Origin of the sequence: uncultured Tateyamaria sp. (assembly GCF_947497045.1) — a bacterium.
GTDB lineage: Bacteria > Pseudomonadota > Alphaproteobacteria > Rhodobacterales > Rhodobacteraceae > Tateyamaria.
In genome coordinates this window covers 85,030-100,775 of the sequence record NZ_CANMEU010000013.1, presented here as the reverse complement: position 1 = coordinate 100,775, position 15,746 = coordinate 85,030, and the positions used below count along the sequence as shown (strand labels likewise).

Genomic DNA, 15,746 nt, shown 5'->3' with positions numbered 1-15,746 from the left:
GCTTAACTAAGCCCAGATGAGCGACGACTCCTCAAAGTCAAACCGCCATCTGTCTCAAACCATTTGATGACGGACAGCTCACAAAGTGCTGTCAGCGCGGATGAACAAGTCTGACAAATCAGACGCCGTCGGTTTGGCCCAACTGGCTCGCACAGGGTGGTATGGTGAAGTGCATGTGAAGAGTGAGGCGAGCGATCAGTTGCGCCTGATACTGTCAGCGCGGGAGCGATTGATCCGCATCCGGATGGATATCGAAGGGCAAGTCCGGGGTCTTCTGAAGGCCTATGGGGTCCGGCTTGGTCCCGTTAATGCGGGCTACAGCCGAAAAAGCTTCCGCGATCAGCTTGGGTTGGCCATCAAAGGCGTTCCAAGCTTGGAGATGATCTTCGCCTCATTGATCGTCGTGCATGAAACCGTCTGCCTTGAAACCGCAGCGATCGACGCAAGAGTGCAGCGCCTCGCCAAGGACTCACCTTTAGCACGGCGTCTCACCAGCATTCCCGGAGTCGGTCCAATTGTCAGCCTCAGCTTCATCGCAACAGTTGATGATGTGGGGCGGTTCGGCAAAGCAACGGATGTGGGCGCTTACTTGGGCCTAACCCCGCGGAGATATCAATCTGGAGAAACGGATTGGTCAGGGCGCATCTCAAAACGCGGTGACGGAGCCATGCGCAAACTGCTTTATGAAGCGGCCAACATCTTGATCCAACGTGTCGCGCGCTTCTCACCACTCAAAGCATGGGCAATGCGGCTAGTCGCGCGGAGGGGAATGAAGAAAGCCATCGTTGCCACGGCACGAAAACTGGCTGTCATCATGATCCGCATCTGGCGTGATGGCACAACCTTCGCTTGGACCGAAGAGCAGCTGCCTGCATGAGATAACCACCAACCGAATACGCCCGTCCGGGTGTACAGACGTCCCATCGGGACGGTGGCCGGATGACCTCGCCGTCGAATGTCGATGCGCCTGAACTTAGGTGACCTCGCAGCGGACCATTTTGAGGCACCAGTCCCCGACGCCATTATGAGGCGGTACCGCCGACCTCGGAGAGAACCATGAGCCCGATGAGACCGAAAGACACCCTTGAATTAACGGCCGCAGATAGAGAACATTCACGCGCTCCGCAGCATCGGTCAAAGTGGGCTCTTCGCTGCCGTCGGGGCTGACGCAGCATCTGAGCGGTATTTGCTGAAGGCTCGGATGAGGACGGCCCAAAGCCGCCATCCGCTAACTTAGCTTGTAGCTGCGATTGCATTCAGTATTGCAGACATTCGCAATCAATCATTGAGTAGCGGTCAATGTACGTGAACCGCCATTCAACTGAACGGGTCTCGCAGCGCTTGTCGCACAGATGACCAAAAGGGGTGCGGATCCTTGATCCTCTTTGCCACCAAAACCATAAGGCTCTCGATTTCTTTCACTTTGGTTCTGTGGATGTCCGCCAAGCCCCTCGCCTCGTCAGAAGTCAAGCTGAGCTCTTTGATCCCTTTCACGAAATCAGGCAGTGTTCCGTAAGCGCTGCTTTGACCCCATCTTCCTGATGATTGCGTGATCTGCGAGTCCGTTGCTTAGAGTAGTTTGGCAATGGAGGCGGATTTGGGAGGCCATATAGAGCACCATATGGAGGAGATTTGCCGGATGGAGGTCATGGTTGGCCCATCTGGCAAGCGGCGTTGGTCGGATGAGTACAAGGGGCAGGTTGTTGCGGAGACGCTTGTGCCGGGCGCGACGGTGAATGAGGTTGCGCGGCGGCATGATCTTCGCCCGAACCATTTGTCGTCATGGCGGCGGTTGGCGAAGGATGGCAAGTTGCTGGTACCTGATTTGGCGGGTGCTGAATTTGCGCCAGTGATTTTTGAACCTCCGGCCCCCGAACCACCGGAATCCGTGATGTCATCGGTTGAGATCGTGTCCGGTGATGTTGTCATCCGTCTGGACGCGGCAACACCAGCGGCGCGGGTTGCGGAAATCGTGCGGGCGCTTGGCACGCTATGATCTTTCCGTCGAACCGGGTGCGGATCGTGATTGCGACTAAGCCTGTCGACTTCCGCAAGGGCCATGACGGGTTGGCAGCACTTGTGAAGAATGAGCTGCGCAAGGAACCGTTCACCGGCACGGTTTTTGTCTTCCGCGCCAAGCGTGCCGACCGGCTAAAGTTGCTTTACTGGGACGGCACCGGTTTGGTGATGACCTACAAGCGGCTGGAGGAAACGACCTTTACCTGGCCTGCGATCAGGGATGGGCTGATGTCGCTCAATCACGCTCAGTTTGAAGCCCTCTTTGCCGGTCTCGACTGGCGGAAGGTGAAGGCTTTGGCCGCGCGCGCGCCGACTGCGGCAGAGTGAATCAGGCGGTTGATTGGGCGGGCATCTGATCCCTCGATTTGGTAGGTCAGCGCTATGATTGCGACGGCTGATCTTCCTGATGATATTGATGCCCTGAAGGCCATCATTCGTGCGCAGCAGGAGCATAATGCTATCCAGGCAGGCGTGATCGACCGCAAGGAAACTCGCATCATCCAGTTGGAAAAGCTCGTCGCAGACTACAAACGCACCATGTTCGGTGCGCGGTCTGAAAAGGCCTGCCCGGAACAGTATGAACTGGCACTGGAAGATATTGAGGCCGCTCAGGAAGCTTTGCATGCGGAAGATGATGCCGATGACAGGCAGATCAGCGGCAAATCCCGCCCGCGCAAGGCGAACCGGGGGGCACTGCCGAAACATCTGCCACGCATTGAAGAGATCATCGCGCCGGACAACACGATCTGTGATTGCGGTCACGCGCGCCATGTGATCGGCGAGGACGTCAGCGAACGGCTGGATATCGTGCCTGTGCAGTTCCGCGTGATCGTCACGCGCCGCCCACGCTATGCCTGCCGTTCCTGCGAAAGCGGCATCGTGCAAGCCCCGGCACCGGCGCATCTGATCCCGGGTGGCATGCCGACGGAAGCGACAGTGGCGCATGTCATCGTTGGCAAATACGCAGATCATCTTCCTTTGTATCGGCAAGCACAGATTTATGGTCGCCAGGGCATTGATCTTGATCGTTCGACGCTGGCGGCTTGGGTTGGCCGGGCCGCATTTGAACTCAAGCCCGTCTATGACGCGCTTTTGGCCAACCTGAAGCAGTCCACAAAGCTCTTCATGGATGAAACTATCGCGCCGGTACTCGATCCTGGGCGGCGCAAAACGAAAACGGGATACTTCTGGGCCTTGGCGCGTGACGATCGACCGTGGGACGGCAATGCGCCACCCGGTGTGGCCTTTACCTATGCGCCGGGGCGATCCGGCCAATATGCGGATAAAATCTTGAGCGACTTCAGCGGGGTGCTGCAGGTCGATGGCTATGCAGGCTATAATCGGCTGATGAAGCGACCAACCCAGGGCGTGCAACTTGCTTATTGCTGGGCCCATGCGCGGCGCAAGCTTCACGAAGTGTCCCAAACCGGCACCACGCCAATTGCCGATGAGGGTCTCAAGCAGATTGGAAAGCTCTACCGCATTGAAAAGGACATCCGTGGCCTGAGCCCGGACGCGCGCCGGGCAGCACGGCAGGAGCGCTCAAAGCCCGTTATCGAAGCCTTCGAGGTTTGGCTCATGGCCAACCGCGCCCGCGTGTCGGCAAAATCTCCGATTGGCGAGGCCCAGAAATACATCGCCAAATACTGGGACGGGCTGATCCTGTTCCTGGAAGACGGCCGGATTGAGCTGGATTCCAACGCTGTGGAACGAACCATCCGCCCGATTGCCCTCAGCCGCAAAAATGCGCTCTTCGCAGGCCATGATGCCGGGGCACAGAACTGGGCGATGATCGCCTCGCTGATCGAGACCTGCAAATTGAACGCCGTCGATCCCCACGCATGGTTGACCGCGACGCTGATCGCCATTGCTCAAGGTCACAAGCAATCCGATATCGACGCCCTCCTGCCGTGGAATTACAAAGGCCTGACAGGGGGGACTGATGCCGGAGCGGGGCCATGAGCATCATCGAGTTGAAGACCACGCTTGAATACATCGAGCCTGCCGTCACGCGCGCCCTGCAAGTGCCCGCCAATATCCGCCTTGACCGCCTCCACCTGACCATCCAAGCCGCAATGGGCTGGACCAACTCGCACCTCTACATGTTCGAAGCAGGCGGCGCGACATGGGGGCTGCCCGACCCGGACTTCGGCAGCGAAGACCTGCCCGCCAACAAGACCACTTTGGTCGAGGTCATTGAGGATACCGGCACTCGCACGATCAATTATCTCTACGACTTCGGCGACAGCTGGGACCACAAGATCAAGATCGGCAAGATCAGCGAGCCCGCCCCCGGCGAACTCTACCCGCGACTGACAGACATCGCTGGACGCTGCCCGCCCGAAGACGTCGGCGGCGCACCCGGCTACGACGCGTTCCTCGAAGCCATGGGCGATCCGAAGCACCCGGAACATGCCGATCTCAAGACCTGGTATGGCGGTGACTTCGACCCAAACATCCCCGACAGCGACGAACTCCGCCTCGAAGTCCTCAAACTCTCCAAGCGGTGGAAGCCAAAGGGAAAGCGCTCCAATTGATCAAGGTGGGGCCAGCGCAACGCTTACAGTGTTCCTGACTTTAGTGTTTCAGGGTAAGCGTGAAGCATATCGGTTCTGCCGCCCTGCAGCGAAAACTCGATTCCCAAGCCAATGTCGCCAGTTTCCAGCCCTTCGGCAAGTTCGGCGGTCTGGTTGGAATCAAGCAACATGAGACTAGAAATTCTAACTTGCCTGTACGGCCGTTTTTCTAGTGACTTACCTTCGCCGTCGATCCTGTCATGCATCGCCGATTTGATTTCCGGACCGACACCATCTTCGATCATCTTCTTCCACTGCCAATTGTTAAAAAGTGTGGTTTGCTCGACGTCAATGAGCGACTTGGCCAATCCATCTGGCAGTGCATTGATCGTACCGTCCAGCTCCAATGCTTTTACAGGAGGGATGTACTTATTCCCTTCGGTTCGAAAACTGTCCCACTGCATGGGCTTACCTAACGCAATGCTCTCTTTCAACATCCTCAAGTGGGTGTAAATAGACTTGTAAGTATCTCTGAGGAAGCCGCGATCCCGATTGTTTTTCCCAGCACGTATCCCAATAACGAAGCCGCCGAAGCTGAGGAACACAGTCAACAGGGTGCTTGCAACAGACGCCCACGGAAATGGGTCAGGAAAAATAGTCAACAATCGCTACTCCTTAATACTCTAAAATGACAATGCAGCTCACTCAGACTTTCGGTGTGAGGCGGGAAGAAAACAGTTAATCTCATCCGCACAAAAGGTAAGCTCTTCATTGTTCTTCAGGGCATCTTGCGCGGCGGCGAACGCTTTGCCGTCCGTTTGTGGCTCGGAGGCATATATGCGTTCCAGTAGCTCCTGAAGCTCGTCCCTTTTGGTACGTGCATCTGCAAGTTCCATTTCAGGTAGATCTGTGATCAGTGAAAAGTAGCTTTCTCGGATTCCCCATAACTTCGAAGCGGTATCCCGATGTTTCTGCGCCGTTCCACCCGGATCGAAGTTCTTCAAGTACGCCGCGATGAATAGTGACAAAAACGATAGGAGGGCCGTAGCCAACTTCAATCGGAAATCATCGAAGACAACGACCCCGACCGCACCTGAACTTGTCAATGCGGTGACAGCAATCTGTGCCACCTTATATTGCGCCATTCTGGCCGCACACCGATCCGCCATTTTTAAGTGTGTTTTATGGCTGTAGACCACACGACCGAAACACTCACGGATCTGATTTTCGAGTTGCGTGTTCAATCCGTTTTCTGGCATCAAGCGGCCTCCGCCTGGCGCCAGTTGATAGGTACAACCGTTCCACCACGTGCAACCACTACTCCCCGCAGAACAGCATAGCACTCAACGAAGTGATCGCCTGCAAATGACGTCCGTTCACTCTTCTGGCCAGAACCGTCATCTCTCACAATCTGGCCGCGAATTTCATCCCGCGATTCCGCTTCTACGCCACGATTGAGCACCTTCCAGAAAAGTTCACAACCTTGCGGAAGATGTCGAGTATCGGCAACGAAAAGCAGGTCTTTGTTGCGGAGCAATGGGATATGCCGAGAAAGCATCTCGGTCAACATGGACGGTCGAAAGCCTTTCTGCGACACCCGACAATCGACAGACAGGTCGAACCGAACATCCACGCGGAACCGGTCTTCCACAAACTCTTCGGTATTTCGGAAAACATGAGCATGAGCTTGTTGCTCCAGCTTCACAGGAGCTGGGAAGGCCTTTCCAAAGACATTGCGCCACTTTTGACGCTCATTTTTTTGTCCGGAAGCATTTATGGCAGCTTGGCAAAGCTCGTACGCCTTCTTGGCTTTCCTCTGGAATTTCTTCTTCACCTTCACATGCTGCCGGCTACCAACCGCTAAGTAATAATCGTGATCCTTTTCGTGAGAAAGGTATTCAAAGAAGTCGCGGCTCATATAGTCGTAATAGTAATAGCTGCGTTCATCGTAGACGTCGGTCGACTCCAAAAAGTTGTAAGCCAGCGTGTCGATCAACAGTCCTCCCATGGCCACGCCGTGCTTGTTCTTCCATGCTCTGGCCATCTTGCAGAGCCGCCGCAGGTTTCTGTTCTTTCGATTATTTGACGCGACCATCTCTTCGATCTCTTCGCGAGGCTTGGTGATTTTCCAAGAGCCATCACCGACTGTGTCCGGGTATTTGAAACTGCCGTCTGCCAACTCGAAGGCGGGTTGGACCTCGATGTGAAAGTCCTTGTAGAGAACCCTCACTACCAAACGATCAACCTTGACCGTTGTCGTAGGGTACCTGGCGCTGATAGCATCCTTTGCGGCTTTCAATAACTTGTACTGTCCGCCGTCCTTGTAATCATCCCAACTGGATGAAGGCATAATGTATATCATGTCGAGATCGGACACGCCGTCGATCGCGGTAAATCGGCCGATTGATCCAACTCGAAGGCTGTTTGCGGTCTTTGAATCGGTGTCTCGAAACTCTTTGTTGAGAGCCGAGGTTACCTCTCCGTACCTTAGGCTAATCGTGTCACTGTTCGAAAGTTGAAGGTTGTCCAACAGCTCCTCAAAGTCTTCTCCGATGCCCATGTTTGTTGTCCTTTTCGATGGCAGCCTCAATATTGCGTAACGGGTTAGCGCCACATTATTTGGTGGCGTCTTTTGTACTTTCATCAAGATGCAGCGTCTCATGCGATTCGCATCAAAGCACCCGTCGCCATAAACAAACTAGCACAAAACAAGAACAAGTTCTACACATTTAGCACTCCCGAGCTTGAGTGCTAATTTCTTGCCAAAAACAACTTAGCTACAGCACGCGCACCACCGAATGTCGGCTTTTCTATTTTTGAGACCCTGATATCGCATGTGCGGCGAATGACCGGAATCCGCCGCTTCCTGCCGGAATCCCTCCGTCTTGATGTCAGAAAAACATGCCCTATTTTCTGACGTGGAGTTGAACTATGATCACGTCGAAAATCAAGCAACGCATTGTTGGGAAGGGCCGAGGCGCCATCTTTGCGCCGTCGGACTTCCTCGATATCGGATCGCGCGCAAGCGTGGATCAGGGATTGTCACGTCTGGCGGATCAGGGTGTGATCCGGCGCCTGACGCGTGGGCTCTACGACTATCCCAAGCAAAACCTCCGTTTCGGGCTCCTGGCCCCCTCCGCCGACGATATTGCGCGCGCGGTAGCGCGGAAGGACAATCAGGTTCTACAACCCTCCCCTGCCATGGCGGCGAACCAGTTGGGTCTATCCACCCAGGTCCCGTCCTACCCGACCTATATGACCGACGGGCCGACACGAACGAAGAAGATCGGGCGGCAGGTCATCCAGTTTCGGAACGCCTCTCCGAAGACATTGGTCGGCGCCGGGTCAAAAACAGGCACTGTGTTTCAGGCACTCCGCTATGTCGGCAAGGATCGCGTGGATGATCGTGTGATCAGCAAGATTGCACGTGCGCTGGATGCAAAGGATCGTGCGCAGCTCTCAAAGCAGAGCCGACGTGTCCCTGCCTGGATGCATCCCGTCGTGCAGCAGATCGTGGAGCACGCCTGAGCATGGACGTCTTCGCGAACGAAACAGCCCAGAACTCTGGCGACGCTTTCCATCCTTGACATCGGATTTCTCCGGCTATCACGCATGTCTGGCAGACATTCGGATCCCACTCCTCTTTTTGCTGAGTTCCAGTTTTCAGCGTTATAAACACCGAAGAAGTCGACTCTTCAAAGGATCTCTATTGTGATCTCTTTGAAAAAATGGCATCTAAAGCGTCATGAGCGCTGGAAGATCGCAAAATCTGAAGAAAGTTCTCGAGGCGGTGCCACCAGGATATCTTGTGGATGCCGCCTGGCTCACTGGCCAAGGTGTCGCTTACGAGACCTTTCGCGACTACGTGAAACGTGGATGGCTTGAGCGCGTTCATCGCGGCGTCTTCCGCCGCCCTGTCCCCAACACGTCAGGATCAAACACCATACCTTGGAATGCCTGCCTGCTCTCAATGCAGCACATCATGAACCACGAGGTCCACATTGGTGGCACCACTGCGCTTTCTCAACAGGGCTATGATCACTACCTGCGTCTTGGCAAAAATACTCCTGTCTGGGTTTATGGCGATGCCACACCAAAGTGGCTGGGCAAACTCCCACTCGACGCCCCCATCGAGACACGCAAAACAACGCTGTTCACTGATCCGGCACTTGGTCTCAAAGAGAACATCGGCAAGTCAGAAAATGCCCTGCCTTGGGAGTGGCAATTGCGGATGTCTGCCCCCGAACGAGCTGTCATGGAAGCCATGGACGAACTGCCGGATCATGGGAGTTTTCACAGCGTCGATATGATGTTCGAGGGCCTGACGACGCTGCGCCCGAAACTGCTCTCGGCGCTGCTACTGAGTTGCACCAAAATCAAGGTTCGGCGACTCTTCTTTGTGTTTGCGGATCGCCACGATCACCCGTGGCGCAAACGCCTCGACCCCAAAGCCTTCGACCTTGGGGCAGGCGACCGTGCGCTGGTCAAGGGCGGGAAGATTCACCCACAGTATCGCATTATGGTACCGGAGGAGTTTGTGAGAACGGAGGTCGAAGATGGCACGTCAGACCTATGAAGCCCAAGTCGCTCTTTTGGTACGCGTCCTGCCTCATGTCGCGAAAGAGGAGATTTTCGCGCTCAAAGGAGGCACGGCAATCAACCTGTTCTATCGCGATTTGCCGCGCCTCTCGGTTGATATCGATCTGACCTACCTGCCGATCAAAGAGCGCACTGAAAGCCTCGTCGAGATCAACGAAACTATGGATCGCATCGCTGCCTCAATCGAAGGAGGCATCAACGGCGCGCGAGCTCAACGAATTCTGGGTGGTGGGGGCGGTGCCACACGCGTACTCGCACGTCTGGGGGGTGCCGAGATCAAAATCGAAACCTCGCCGGTCACGCGGGGCGTTGTCCATGACCCCGAAATCCGCTCAGTCTCCGAGGCGGTGGCCGACGCGTTCGGGTATGCAGAAATGCAAATCGTTTCGTTCGAAGACCTGTTCGGCGGCAAGCTACATGCCGCAGTCGATCGCCAGCACCCGCGCGACCTTTTCGACGTGAAGCTGCTCTATGAGCACGAAGGCCTGACAGACAATCTGTTCAGGACCTTCTTGATCTACGTCGCCTGTTCATCACGTCCTTCACATGAGCTGCTGAACCCCAATCTCATAGATCTCAACCAGCCCTACGTCCGTGAGTTCGAAGGCATGACCAAATCACCTGTCGAACTTGATGACCTCCTGATGACACGCCGCCAACTGATCGCGGACATTCAATCCCGTTTCGACGAAAGCTCTAAACAGTTCCTGCTAAGCTTGCAGGATAGCACCCCGGACTTCTATGCCATAGATCGACCACAGGCTTCTGAGCTTCCCGCAGTGCGTTGGAAGCTTCTCAACCTGAAGCGACTGATCCAGGACAACCCGAGAAAACACGCCCAGCAGAGGGAAGAGCTGGAGAAACTCCTCGGCTGACTCTTCGACCGATTGATGGTGCGTCGCGATTGAACCGTTGCTAGGTTGTCTTGGCTCGAGGCTCCGCAGCGGTTGTGATCCCCGCATCCTTCAACTGCTCCCGGTCCGGCAAGTCCTGGAGCGTCTCCAGATCGAAGGCAACGAGGAACCGTTCCGTCGTCACATAAGTATAGGGCGCCCCGCGCCGCGGGGATCGTGGGCCTGTCCCGATCAACCCCTGCGCATGCAGCCGCCCGATCAAGTCGCGGCTGATGTCCTTGCCGAAGATGTCCTTGAGCCCGTCGCGGGTGATCGGCTGGTGATAGGCGATTGCCGCCAGCACGGCGACGTCGTATTCACGCAGATCGAGATCCTGGTCGCCGACATCCGCTGCGGTCCGGATCGCCGCCGCATAGGCTGGCCGGGTCCGGAGCATCCAGCCGCCTTTGCCTGACACGCTGTGTCCGACCTTCGCGACTTCAAATGAGCGTCCTTCGAGCTCAGCCATAAGGTCGTCGATCAAGAGATCGACCGAGGCCCCCTGCCCCACCACGCGCGCCAGGTCCTCGCGCGGCACCGGCGAGGCGCTGGCGAAGAGCACAGCTTCAATCCGGCGCATCCATTCGCGCCAGCGCAGATCGGGCGGCAGGTCCTCTAGGTCCTTGTCGAGGTCGGTTTCGGTGTGGTCCTTCGCCATCGCTCAGATCCCGTAGAGTCGGAAGGTGTCGCGCCCAGTCAGTTCGCGCACCGCACCGAGCTCAACCAGCCGGTCGCAGAACCGCCTTGCGGCGCGATCGGACCGGAGCGACGTCAGCGCCGCCGGCGCGACAGCATCCTGGCCCAGGAACAGCCGAACGGCCTCGTCCGCGCCCTTCGCCCGGAGCTTTGGCCCGACCACTTTCAAGCGCGCTGCACGTCGGGCCAAATCAGCGGCCTCCCGGGTCGCCTGGACCGCAGCCGCCAAGATCACGCCATGGCAGGCCAGGCGCAGTTCCGCGCCAGTCTTCCGCAGATCGGCCCGCTTGAGACCGAGCGCCAGCAGCGGTAGAACATGGCTCCACCTGAGGGCCTTTGCCAAAGCCGCGTCGGCCAAGACAAACGCTGTCTCGAGATCGCGAGGTCGCTCCTCGACCACGGCCTGCAACACGGCTGCGGCACGAGGGATCGGCGCCCCCTGGCCCGCGTCGAGCCAGGTCGCAATCTGCTCCGGCTGAAGTTCAGGCAACGCGCGGTGAAGCGCATTGACTGACACCGGTCTTTCGATGGCCCGTCGCCAGGACAGGTAAACCTCCCCAGCAGGGCCCGGGCTGTCACCAGGCTGCAGAAACGCCACCGCATCGCGTAGCTCTGAAACCCGCTCCGGGCGTCCCTGATGCGTCATGCTGGCCTCCGCCGCGCGCAGCGCCAGACGCCCTCGGAGCAAGCTCTGGGGGGCATCCTCCCGGTTCAGCACAAGATGCAGATGGCTCAGCGCAGCCCCTGACAAAAACGCCACATCTTCAAGGGTTTCCGCACGGCCGGAGGTGACCCAGGGGGGCAATCGCGGTAGCGTGTCAAAGATGTCAGCGGCATAGGTCATACCACAAGACTATCGTACAACGGCGCTTTCCGCTACCATATACTGTATAAACCGCCCCACCTTACAGGTCTATTCTATGTCCAATAAGTTTGCATTATCGGACGTAAAGACATATCCTGCCAATATGCCCATAAAACCAAGCCAAAACGACGAGAGATCGCGCGCAGACCCTGCTGCCCCGGCAAACGCAGATCAGCGCGACGAGGGAGACCGTTCCGTCGAGAACGCAATCGGAGTTCCTGCCTCTGTCGCCGCCTCCGGCTCTCTTGAACGGCTGGTCGAAACCGCACGCGATTATGCCGCACAAGCGACGGCCGAGAACACCAACAAAGCCTATCTGGCCGACTGGAAGCATTTTGCAAGCTGGTGCCGACGGCGCGGCGCCGATCCGTTCACACCGGACCCGCAGCTGATCGGCCTCTACATCACGGAGCTTGCGGCACCGCAGGACGCTGCCCCTGCCCTCGCGGTTTCGACGATTGAGCGGCGCCTGTCCGGCCTCGTTTGGACCTATCAGCAACGTGGCGAGGTTTTGGATCGCAAAGATCGCCATATCGCGACGGTCCTCGCCGGCATCAAACGTGCACATGCCAAACCAGCTGTGCAAAAAGAACCGATTGCGCCGGACGAACTGCTCCAGATGGTTGGCACCTTGTCCTTCAGCCTACGCGATCTGCGAGATCGGGCCATCCTGCTGATTGGCTATGCGGGTGGGTTCCGGCGGTCAGAGATTGTCGCGCTGGATGTGAACCGAGACGACACCATCGACGGCAAAGGATGGATCGAGATTGAAGATGAAGGGGCCATCGTGATTCAGCAGACCAAGACGGGGTGGAAGGAGGTTGCGATTGGCCGCGGCTCTTCGGACGACTCCTGTCCTGTGCACGCGCTGGCGCAATGGCTGCACTACGCCAAGATCGATCATGGGCCGGTGTTCCGGCGGGTGCTGCGAGACAATTCCAAGGTCCAAGAGGACAGGCTGTCAGACAAACACGTCGCACGACTGATCAAGAAGACGATGTTGGATGCGGGGATCCGAAGTGATGTCCCGGAAAAGGACCGTCTCGCCCTGTTCTCCGGCCATTCCCTGCGCGCGGGCCTTGCGTCCTACGCAGACGCAGATGAACGCCATGTTCAGAAGCAGCTGGGCCATGCGTCGGCTGAGATGACCAGACGCTACCAGCGGCGACGGGATCGGTTTAGGATAAATTTGACGAAGGCGGCAGGGCTATGAGGGACTAAGATTGAACAGCAAAACGATTGAGGCGTGCAATTTCGATGTATCCAGCCTGGCCGGGTTGGAAGGCCTGACGATACACAATATCCGGAAAGCAGAGCTCGGCAAATTGGATGGTCTTGCAGATCTTCCCTTGAAGAGCCTGGAGCTCAGGTGGCTTTCTTCTCCGGATCTCACACCCGTCCCTTTGCCAGAGACGCTGGACAGCTTGACCGTATGGCATTCATCGAAGCTGAAGTCAGTGACCGGCATTGAGCGAGCCCAAAATCTCAAGGAGGTCTATCTAAGGGAAAATGGCTCACCGATTGATATCACCGGTCTCTCGGCCCTTGGCGACTTGGAACATCTGATCATTGATGGTGGATATGGTGACGGCCAAAAAATCAATGACCTGGCGCCGCTTGAAGGACTACCCCTCACCGAACTGAGTTTGGTGAACATCAAGGGCGATGGTCTGGATTTTGGAGCCATTGCACGGCTTTCAAAGGTCAAGAAGCTAAATCTGTCGACGCTGAAGGTGCCACCTGAGGAACTAGCAAGGATCGCAAAATCGAAGCAATGGTACATGGACCAGCTGATGGACTTGCCGCAAGCAAACGCCAGCTATGCCAAACCGTGCAAAAAATGCGGTGACCTACCGCATGAGCTCTTTCTAAAGGGTAAGAAATGGCATTGGTGCCTCACATGCCAGAAGCCAAAGGTCGAAGAACATTTGGAAGGATTTAGGCGATTGGTAGCCGCGGTGCAGTAGTATTTCCATTTCTAATCAATTAGTTACGCGACACCTGCACAATCCGCGTCACTCATCGCCTGGATAGAGCGTAATCCTCAGCGACATGTTGAGGGCGGCCATTCTTGATATCGTCGCAGCGCTCAGGCCTTCGTTGAAGTCGAGTGGTTTATCCCCAACATCATAGGCCGCATTGAACTCCTTCAGCGTGCACTGGTCGAACATCTGCCGTTCCGATTGCGGAAGTTGCTCTAGAACATCCAGCATTGCCACAACTGTGGCGTCGACGTTCACGTGAAATCGATCATCTTCCTCGCCGATGATTTCCAAAACGGCGACCCAATCGCCCTGCCCGTCCTGGTGGTGACCAAGCACCACCAATCCTGCAGCCTCAAGGTGCCTGTTCAAATCATCGAGGCGTGTGCGCGAGTGTAGGTCCAGATCGGTGTTTCTGTAGTGAGTTTTCATATCATGAAACCTTGGCTAGTTCGCACTCTTGAGGACTTTGGCGGCATCCAAACAGCCAAGATCAACTGCTGCATCCAATGGCGTCTTGCCGATTTCACATCTCACCCGGGGATCAGCCCCAGCATCAAGCAGCAGCTGAATCATTTCGGCATCATCCCTGAAGGCAGAAACGTGCAGCGGAGCGTAGCCGAGATTGCCAATCGCATTCACATCTGCGCCTGCCTCGATGAGCGCCAACACCGGATAGCGCTCTTTGCCATAGAGCAGGTTGTGCAATACGCCATCACCGTCCGCTTCCCGGCTTTCAATGGTGACCTTTTCCTGACCCATCTGCGCGGGGAACATCCGCTCAGAAAGCCGCTGGAGGATTTCATCAACTGTCTCTCGTGCTTTTGGCTTGTTTCGTTTTGGCATCAAACCGCCCTCGCCTCGCTCAACCGGCCAAAGAAGGTCCGGTCCAAGTGCAGCTCGCCAGCCTGTGCGCGCTCAACCAAGGCACGGAGATAGCCGCCGGGCGACTGGATCTGCCCTTCCGACTGTTTATCGAAGATCAGAGCGACCACCGCCGCTGCAATTGGTGGGCTCAACACCTTGTTTGCAACGCCCCAGGCATCCTCTGAAATCCCAATCATCGGTCTGATCTTGCCCGCCGCGCGGTGGAAATCGTTCCAATCCTTGAGATATCCGTTCTCCATCGATCGTGCCATCTCGGCAAACTGCGGGCATGCGATCATGATCATCGGCATATCTACGTCTGATTTGCGTTTTCGGGTATGGGTGCTCCAGTTGATATCGAGATCAACATCCCCTGCCCCCTCCACAGGCTCATCGGTTGGCTCTTTAGGCGCTGCGCCTGCCGCGTGCTTTTTTTCAAAGCAATTACTCTTTACTGGATGAAGTTCATTTGTAGTTAGTAAGTGCATGTCATCTGAGTCATCCTTGGGTGACATATTTGATGTAGAAGGAACTACATCAGCGCTTGTTACGACCTCCTCAGAAAACGTTTGGGCATCAGATTGCTCAGGCCAATCAAAGGCAGCCGTGAAGGCCTCTTCGATCCGCTCTTTGAATGCTGCGAAGAGGTCAGAGACATAATTCAGCGTATCGAGCGCCGCAGACCGTCCTGGAAGGCTCTGGAGCAGTTCTGCGAACTCTGCCTCGAGATGACGCCACGGGCCTCTCAGCTGGCTCTCACGCGCCTTCTCGATCTTGGCCCGGACGACACGCCGGCTGATCGTGATCTGGCTTCTGAGGGCCGCACAGGCCTCGCGCTCTTGAATCTGCTGCACATTAAGCACCTCAAACTCTTCTGCACGGGCTGCCAGTGGTGCGAGATCAAAGCCATAGGCCTGAACGATGTATCCATCGTCGTCTCTGCGCCCGTAGCGTTTGCCGTTGGGGCTGTCCTTCATCGCGATGATGCCAGCCTCACAGAGCCGCCGCACATGTCGCTGTAGGCTTCGCAGGACCAGACCTGTCTTTTCTTCGAGGTACGCGTTTGACGCCCAGACGATCGGCCGCCTGCCCGCCTCCCAATCCTGCGCTTGCGTGAACGCACACAGCGTATCCAAGACCACAATGTCCCCCGTCCTGAGCCCCAGTGATGCTGCAACGCGTTTGACAGCAGCAACGGCCTTTGACTTGGGTATAGATAACTGTTCACCGGCTTCTGCATGCATTTCTGCAATCAGAAGACCCGGTGTCGGCTTGCGCCAACCTGTATGTGTCATGATGTTTCTTGACC

At 56.5% G+C, this 15,746-nt stretch carries 18 protein-coding genes; 10 read left to right on the top strand and 8 right to left on the bottom strand.

Annotation, left to right across the window (positions count from 1 at the left end):
- Positions 1 to 100 precede the first annotated feature (100 nt).
- From Q0859_RS19180 to Q0859_RS19160, 5 genes are all read left to right on the top strand, one after another.
- Positions 101 to 877, top strand: coding sequence for an IS110 family transposase (locus Q0859_RS19180; RefSeq protein WP_299154291.1), 777 nt, complete (start codon positions 101 to 103; stop codon positions 875 to 877).
- Between the two features lie 744 nt (positions 878 to 1,621).
- Positions 1,622 to 1,996 (top strand): transposase, encoded by a 375-nt coding sequence (locus Q0859_RS19175; RefSeq protein WP_299154290.1) that lies wholly within the window; start codon positions 1,622 to 1,624, stop codon positions 1,994 to 1,996.
- A 17-nt stretch (positions 1,997 to 2,013) separates the two neighbouring features.
- On the top strand, positions 2,014 to 2,346 hold the full coding sequence (gene tnpB / locus Q0859_RS19170; RefSeq protein WP_299154288.1) for an IS66 family insertion sequence element accessory protein TnpB: 333 nt from the start codon (positions 2,014 to 2,016) through the stop codon (positions 2,344 to 2,346).
- Positions 2,347 to 2,400: 54 nt separating this feature from the next.
- A complete protein-coding gene (locus Q0859_RS19165; RefSeq protein ID WP_299154287.1) occupies positions 2,401 to 3,981 on the top strand; it encodes an IS66 family transposase in 1,581 nt (526 codons plus the stop codon).
- Positions 3,978 to 4,556 carry a plasmid pRiA4b ORF-3 family protein gene (locus Q0859_RS19160; protein ID WP_299154285.1) on the top strand — a complete coding sequence of 193 codons (579 nt, stop codon included), beginning with the start codon at positions 3,978 to 3,980 and terminating at the stop codon, positions 4,554 to 4,556. Before Q0859_RS19165 ends, Q0859_RS19160 begins: the two co-directional genes overlap by 4 nt.
- A 23-nt stretch (positions 4,557 to 4,579) precedes the next feature.
- Here the strand turns inward: Q0859_RS19160 and Q0859_RS19155 are convergent, their stop codons facing one another.
- From Q0859_RS19155 to Q0859_RS19145, 3 genes are read right to left on the bottom strand one after another with little or no spacing between them, the layout of a single operon-like run.
- Entirely contained in the window at positions 4,580 to 5,197 is a 618-nt protein-coding gene (locus Q0859_RS19155) for a hypothetical protein (protein ID WP_299154282.1), read from the bottom strand.
- 39 nt (positions 5,198 to 5,236) lie between these two features.
- Entirely contained in the window at positions 5,237 to 5,794 is a 558-nt protein-coding gene (locus tag Q0859_RS19150) for an SLATT domain-containing protein (protein ID WP_299154279.1), read from the bottom strand.
- Positions 5,794 to 7,095, bottom strand: a complete 1,302-nt coding sequence (locus Q0859_RS19145; protein ID WP_299154276.1) for a nucleotidyltransferase — start codon at positions 7,093 to 7,095, stop codon at positions 5,794 to 5,796. Before Q0859_RS19145 ends, Q0859_RS19150 begins: the two co-directional genes overlap by 1 nt.
- Before the next feature lie 371 nt (positions 7,096 to 7,466).
- Here Q0859_RS19145 and Q0859_RS19140 point away from each other — a divergent pair, with 371 nt between their 5' ends.
- The 3 genes from Q0859_RS19140 to Q0859_RS19130 all read left to right on the top strand — a co-directional run bounded on the left by Q0859_RS19140 (position 7,467) and on the right by Q0859_RS19130 (position 10,009).
- Positions 7,467 to 8,063 carry a DUF6088 family protein gene (locus Q0859_RS19140; RefSeq protein WP_299154246.1) on the top strand — a complete coding sequence of 199 codons (597 nt, stop codon included), beginning with the start codon at positions 7,467 to 7,469 and terminating at the stop codon, positions 8,061 to 8,063.
- 217 nt (positions 8,064 to 8,280) lie between these two features.
- Positions 8,281 to 9,111 (top strand): type IV toxin-antitoxin system AbiEi family antitoxin, encoded by an 831-nt coding sequence (locus Q0859_RS19135; RefSeq protein WP_299154244.1) that lies wholly within the window; start codon positions 8,281 to 8,283, stop codon positions 9,109 to 9,111.
- On the top strand, positions 9,092 to 10,009 hold the full coding sequence (locus tag Q0859_RS19130) for a nucleotidyl transferase AbiEii/AbiGii toxin family protein (protein WP_299154241.1): 918 nt from the start codon (positions 9,092 to 9,094) through the stop codon (positions 10,007 to 10,009). The genes Q0859_RS19135 and Q0859_RS19130 overlap by 20 nt, the downstream gene beginning before the upstream one ends.
- Before the next feature lie 40 nt (positions 10,010 to 10,049).
- Here the strand turns inward: Q0859_RS19130 and Q0859_RS19125 are convergent, their stop codons facing one another.
- Together Q0859_RS19125 and Q0859_RS19120 are read right to left on the bottom strand one after the other, a co-directional pair.
- Positions 10,050 to 10,685: an SMC-Scp complex subunit ScpB gene (locus Q0859_RS19125; RefSeq protein WP_299154238.1), complete on the bottom strand. Its 636-nt coding sequence runs from the start codon at positions 10,683 to 10,685 to the stop codon at positions 10,050 to 10,052.
- 3 nt (positions 10,686 to 10,688) lie between these two features.
- Entirely contained in the window at positions 10,689 to 11,567 is an 879-nt protein-coding gene (locus Q0859_RS19120; protein ID WP_299154235.1) for a DUF1403 family protein, read from the bottom strand.
- A gap of 124 nt (positions 11,568 to 11,691) precedes the next feature.
- On the opposite strand from Q0859_RS19120, the gene Q0859_RS19115 reads away from it, so the two are divergent.
- Positions 11,692 to 12,801: a tyrosine-type recombinase/integrase gene (locus Q0859_RS19115; protein WP_299154233.1), complete on the top strand. Its 1,110-nt coding sequence runs from the start codon at positions 11,692 to 11,694 to the stop codon at positions 12,799 to 12,801.
- Between the two features lie 10 nt (positions 12,802 to 12,811).
- Positions 12,812 to 13,555: a hypothetical protein gene (locus Q0859_RS19110; RefSeq protein WP_299154230.1), complete on the top strand. Its 744-nt coding sequence runs from the start codon at positions 12,812 to 12,814 to the stop codon at positions 13,553 to 13,555.
- Between the two features lie 48 nt (positions 13,556 to 13,603).
- Here the strand turns inward: Q0859_RS19110 and Q0859_RS19105 are convergent, their stop codons facing one another.
- From Q0859_RS19105 to repC, 3 genes are read right to left on the bottom strand one after another with little or no spacing between them, the layout of a single operon-like run.
- On the bottom strand, positions 13,604 to 14,002 hold the full coding sequence (locus Q0859_RS19105) for a hypothetical protein (protein ID WP_299154228.1): 399 nt from the start codon (positions 14,000 to 14,002) through the stop codon (positions 13,604 to 13,606).
- A gap of 15 nt (positions 14,003 to 14,017) precedes the next feature.
- Positions 14,018 to 14,416, bottom strand: a complete 399-nt coding sequence (locus tag Q0859_RS19100) for an ankyrin repeat domain-containing protein (RefSeq protein WP_299154226.1) — start codon at positions 14,414 to 14,416, stop codon at positions 14,018 to 14,020.
- Positions 14,416 to 15,732, bottom strand: coding sequence for a plasmid replication protein RepC (gene repC / locus Q0859_RS19095; protein WP_299154224.1), 1,317 nt, complete (start codon positions 15,730 to 15,732; stop codon positions 14,416 to 14,418). Before repC ends, Q0859_RS19100 begins: the two co-directional genes overlap by 1 nt.
- Positions 15,733 to 15,746: the final 14 nt, after the last annotated feature.

What these genes read in the sequence shown, in the direction of transcription:
- Q0859_RS19180 (WP_299154291.1), top strand. Translation starts at nt 101, where the DNA reads ATGAACAAGTCTGACAAATCAGACGCCGTCGGTTTGGCCCAACTGGCT.
- Q0859_RS19175 (WP_299154290.1), top strand. Translation starts at nt 1,622, where the DNA reads ATGGAGGAGATTTGCCGGATGGAGGTCATGGTTGGCCCATCTGGCAAG.
- Q0859_RS19165 (WP_299154287.1), top strand. Translation starts at nt 2,401, where the DNA reads ATGATTGCGACGGCTGATCTTCCTGATGATATTGATGCCCTGAAGGCC.
- Q0859_RS19160 (WP_299154285.1), top strand. Translation starts at nt 3,978, where the DNA reads ATGAGCATCATCGAGTTGAAGACCACGCTTGAATACATCGAGCCTGCC.
- Q0859_RS19150 (WP_299154279.1), bottom strand. Translation starts at nt 5,794, where the DNA reads ATGCCAGAAAACGGATTGAACACGCAACTCGAAAATCAGATCCGTGAG.
- Q0859_RS19145 (WP_299154276.1), bottom strand. Translation starts at nt 7,095, where the DNA reads ATGGGCATCGGAGAAGACTTTGAGGAGCTGTTGGACAACCTTCAACTT.
- Q0859_RS19140 (WP_299154246.1), top strand. Translation starts at nt 7,467, where the DNA reads ATGATCACGTCGAAAATCAAGCAACGCATTGTTGGGAAGGGCCGAGGC.
- Q0859_RS19135 (WP_299154244.1), top strand. Translation starts at nt 8,281, where the DNA reads ATGAGCGCTGGAAGATCGCAAAATCTGAAGAAAGTTCTCGAGGCGGTG.
- Q0859_RS19130 (WP_299154241.1), top strand. Translation starts at nt 9,092, where the DNA reads ATGGCACGTCAGACCTATGAAGCCCAAGTCGCTCTTTTGGTACGCGTC.
- Q0859_RS19125 (WP_299154238.1), bottom strand. Translation starts at nt 10,685, where the DNA reads ATGGCGAAGGACCACACCGAAACCGACCTCGACAAGGACCTAGAGGAC.
- Q0859_RS19120 (WP_299154235.1), bottom strand. Translation starts at nt 11,567, where the DNA reads ATGACCTATGCCGCTGACATCTTTGACACGCTACCGCGATTGCCCCCC.
- Q0859_RS19115 (WP_299154233.1), top strand. Translation starts at nt 11,692, where the DNA reads ATGCCCATAAAACCAAGCCAAAACGACGAGAGATCGCGCGCAGACCCT.
- Q0859_RS19105 (WP_299154228.1), bottom strand. Translation starts at nt 14,002, where the DNA reads ATGAAAACTCACTACAGAAACACCGATCTGGACCTACACTCGCGCACA.
- Q0859_RS19100 (WP_299154226.1), bottom strand. Translation starts at nt 14,416, where the DNA reads ATGCCAAAACGAAACAAGCCAAAAGCACGAGAGACAGTTGATGAAATC.
- repC (WP_299154224.1), bottom strand. Translation starts at nt 15,732, where the DNA reads ATGACACATACAGGTTGGCGCAAGCCGACACCGGGTCTTCTGATTGCA.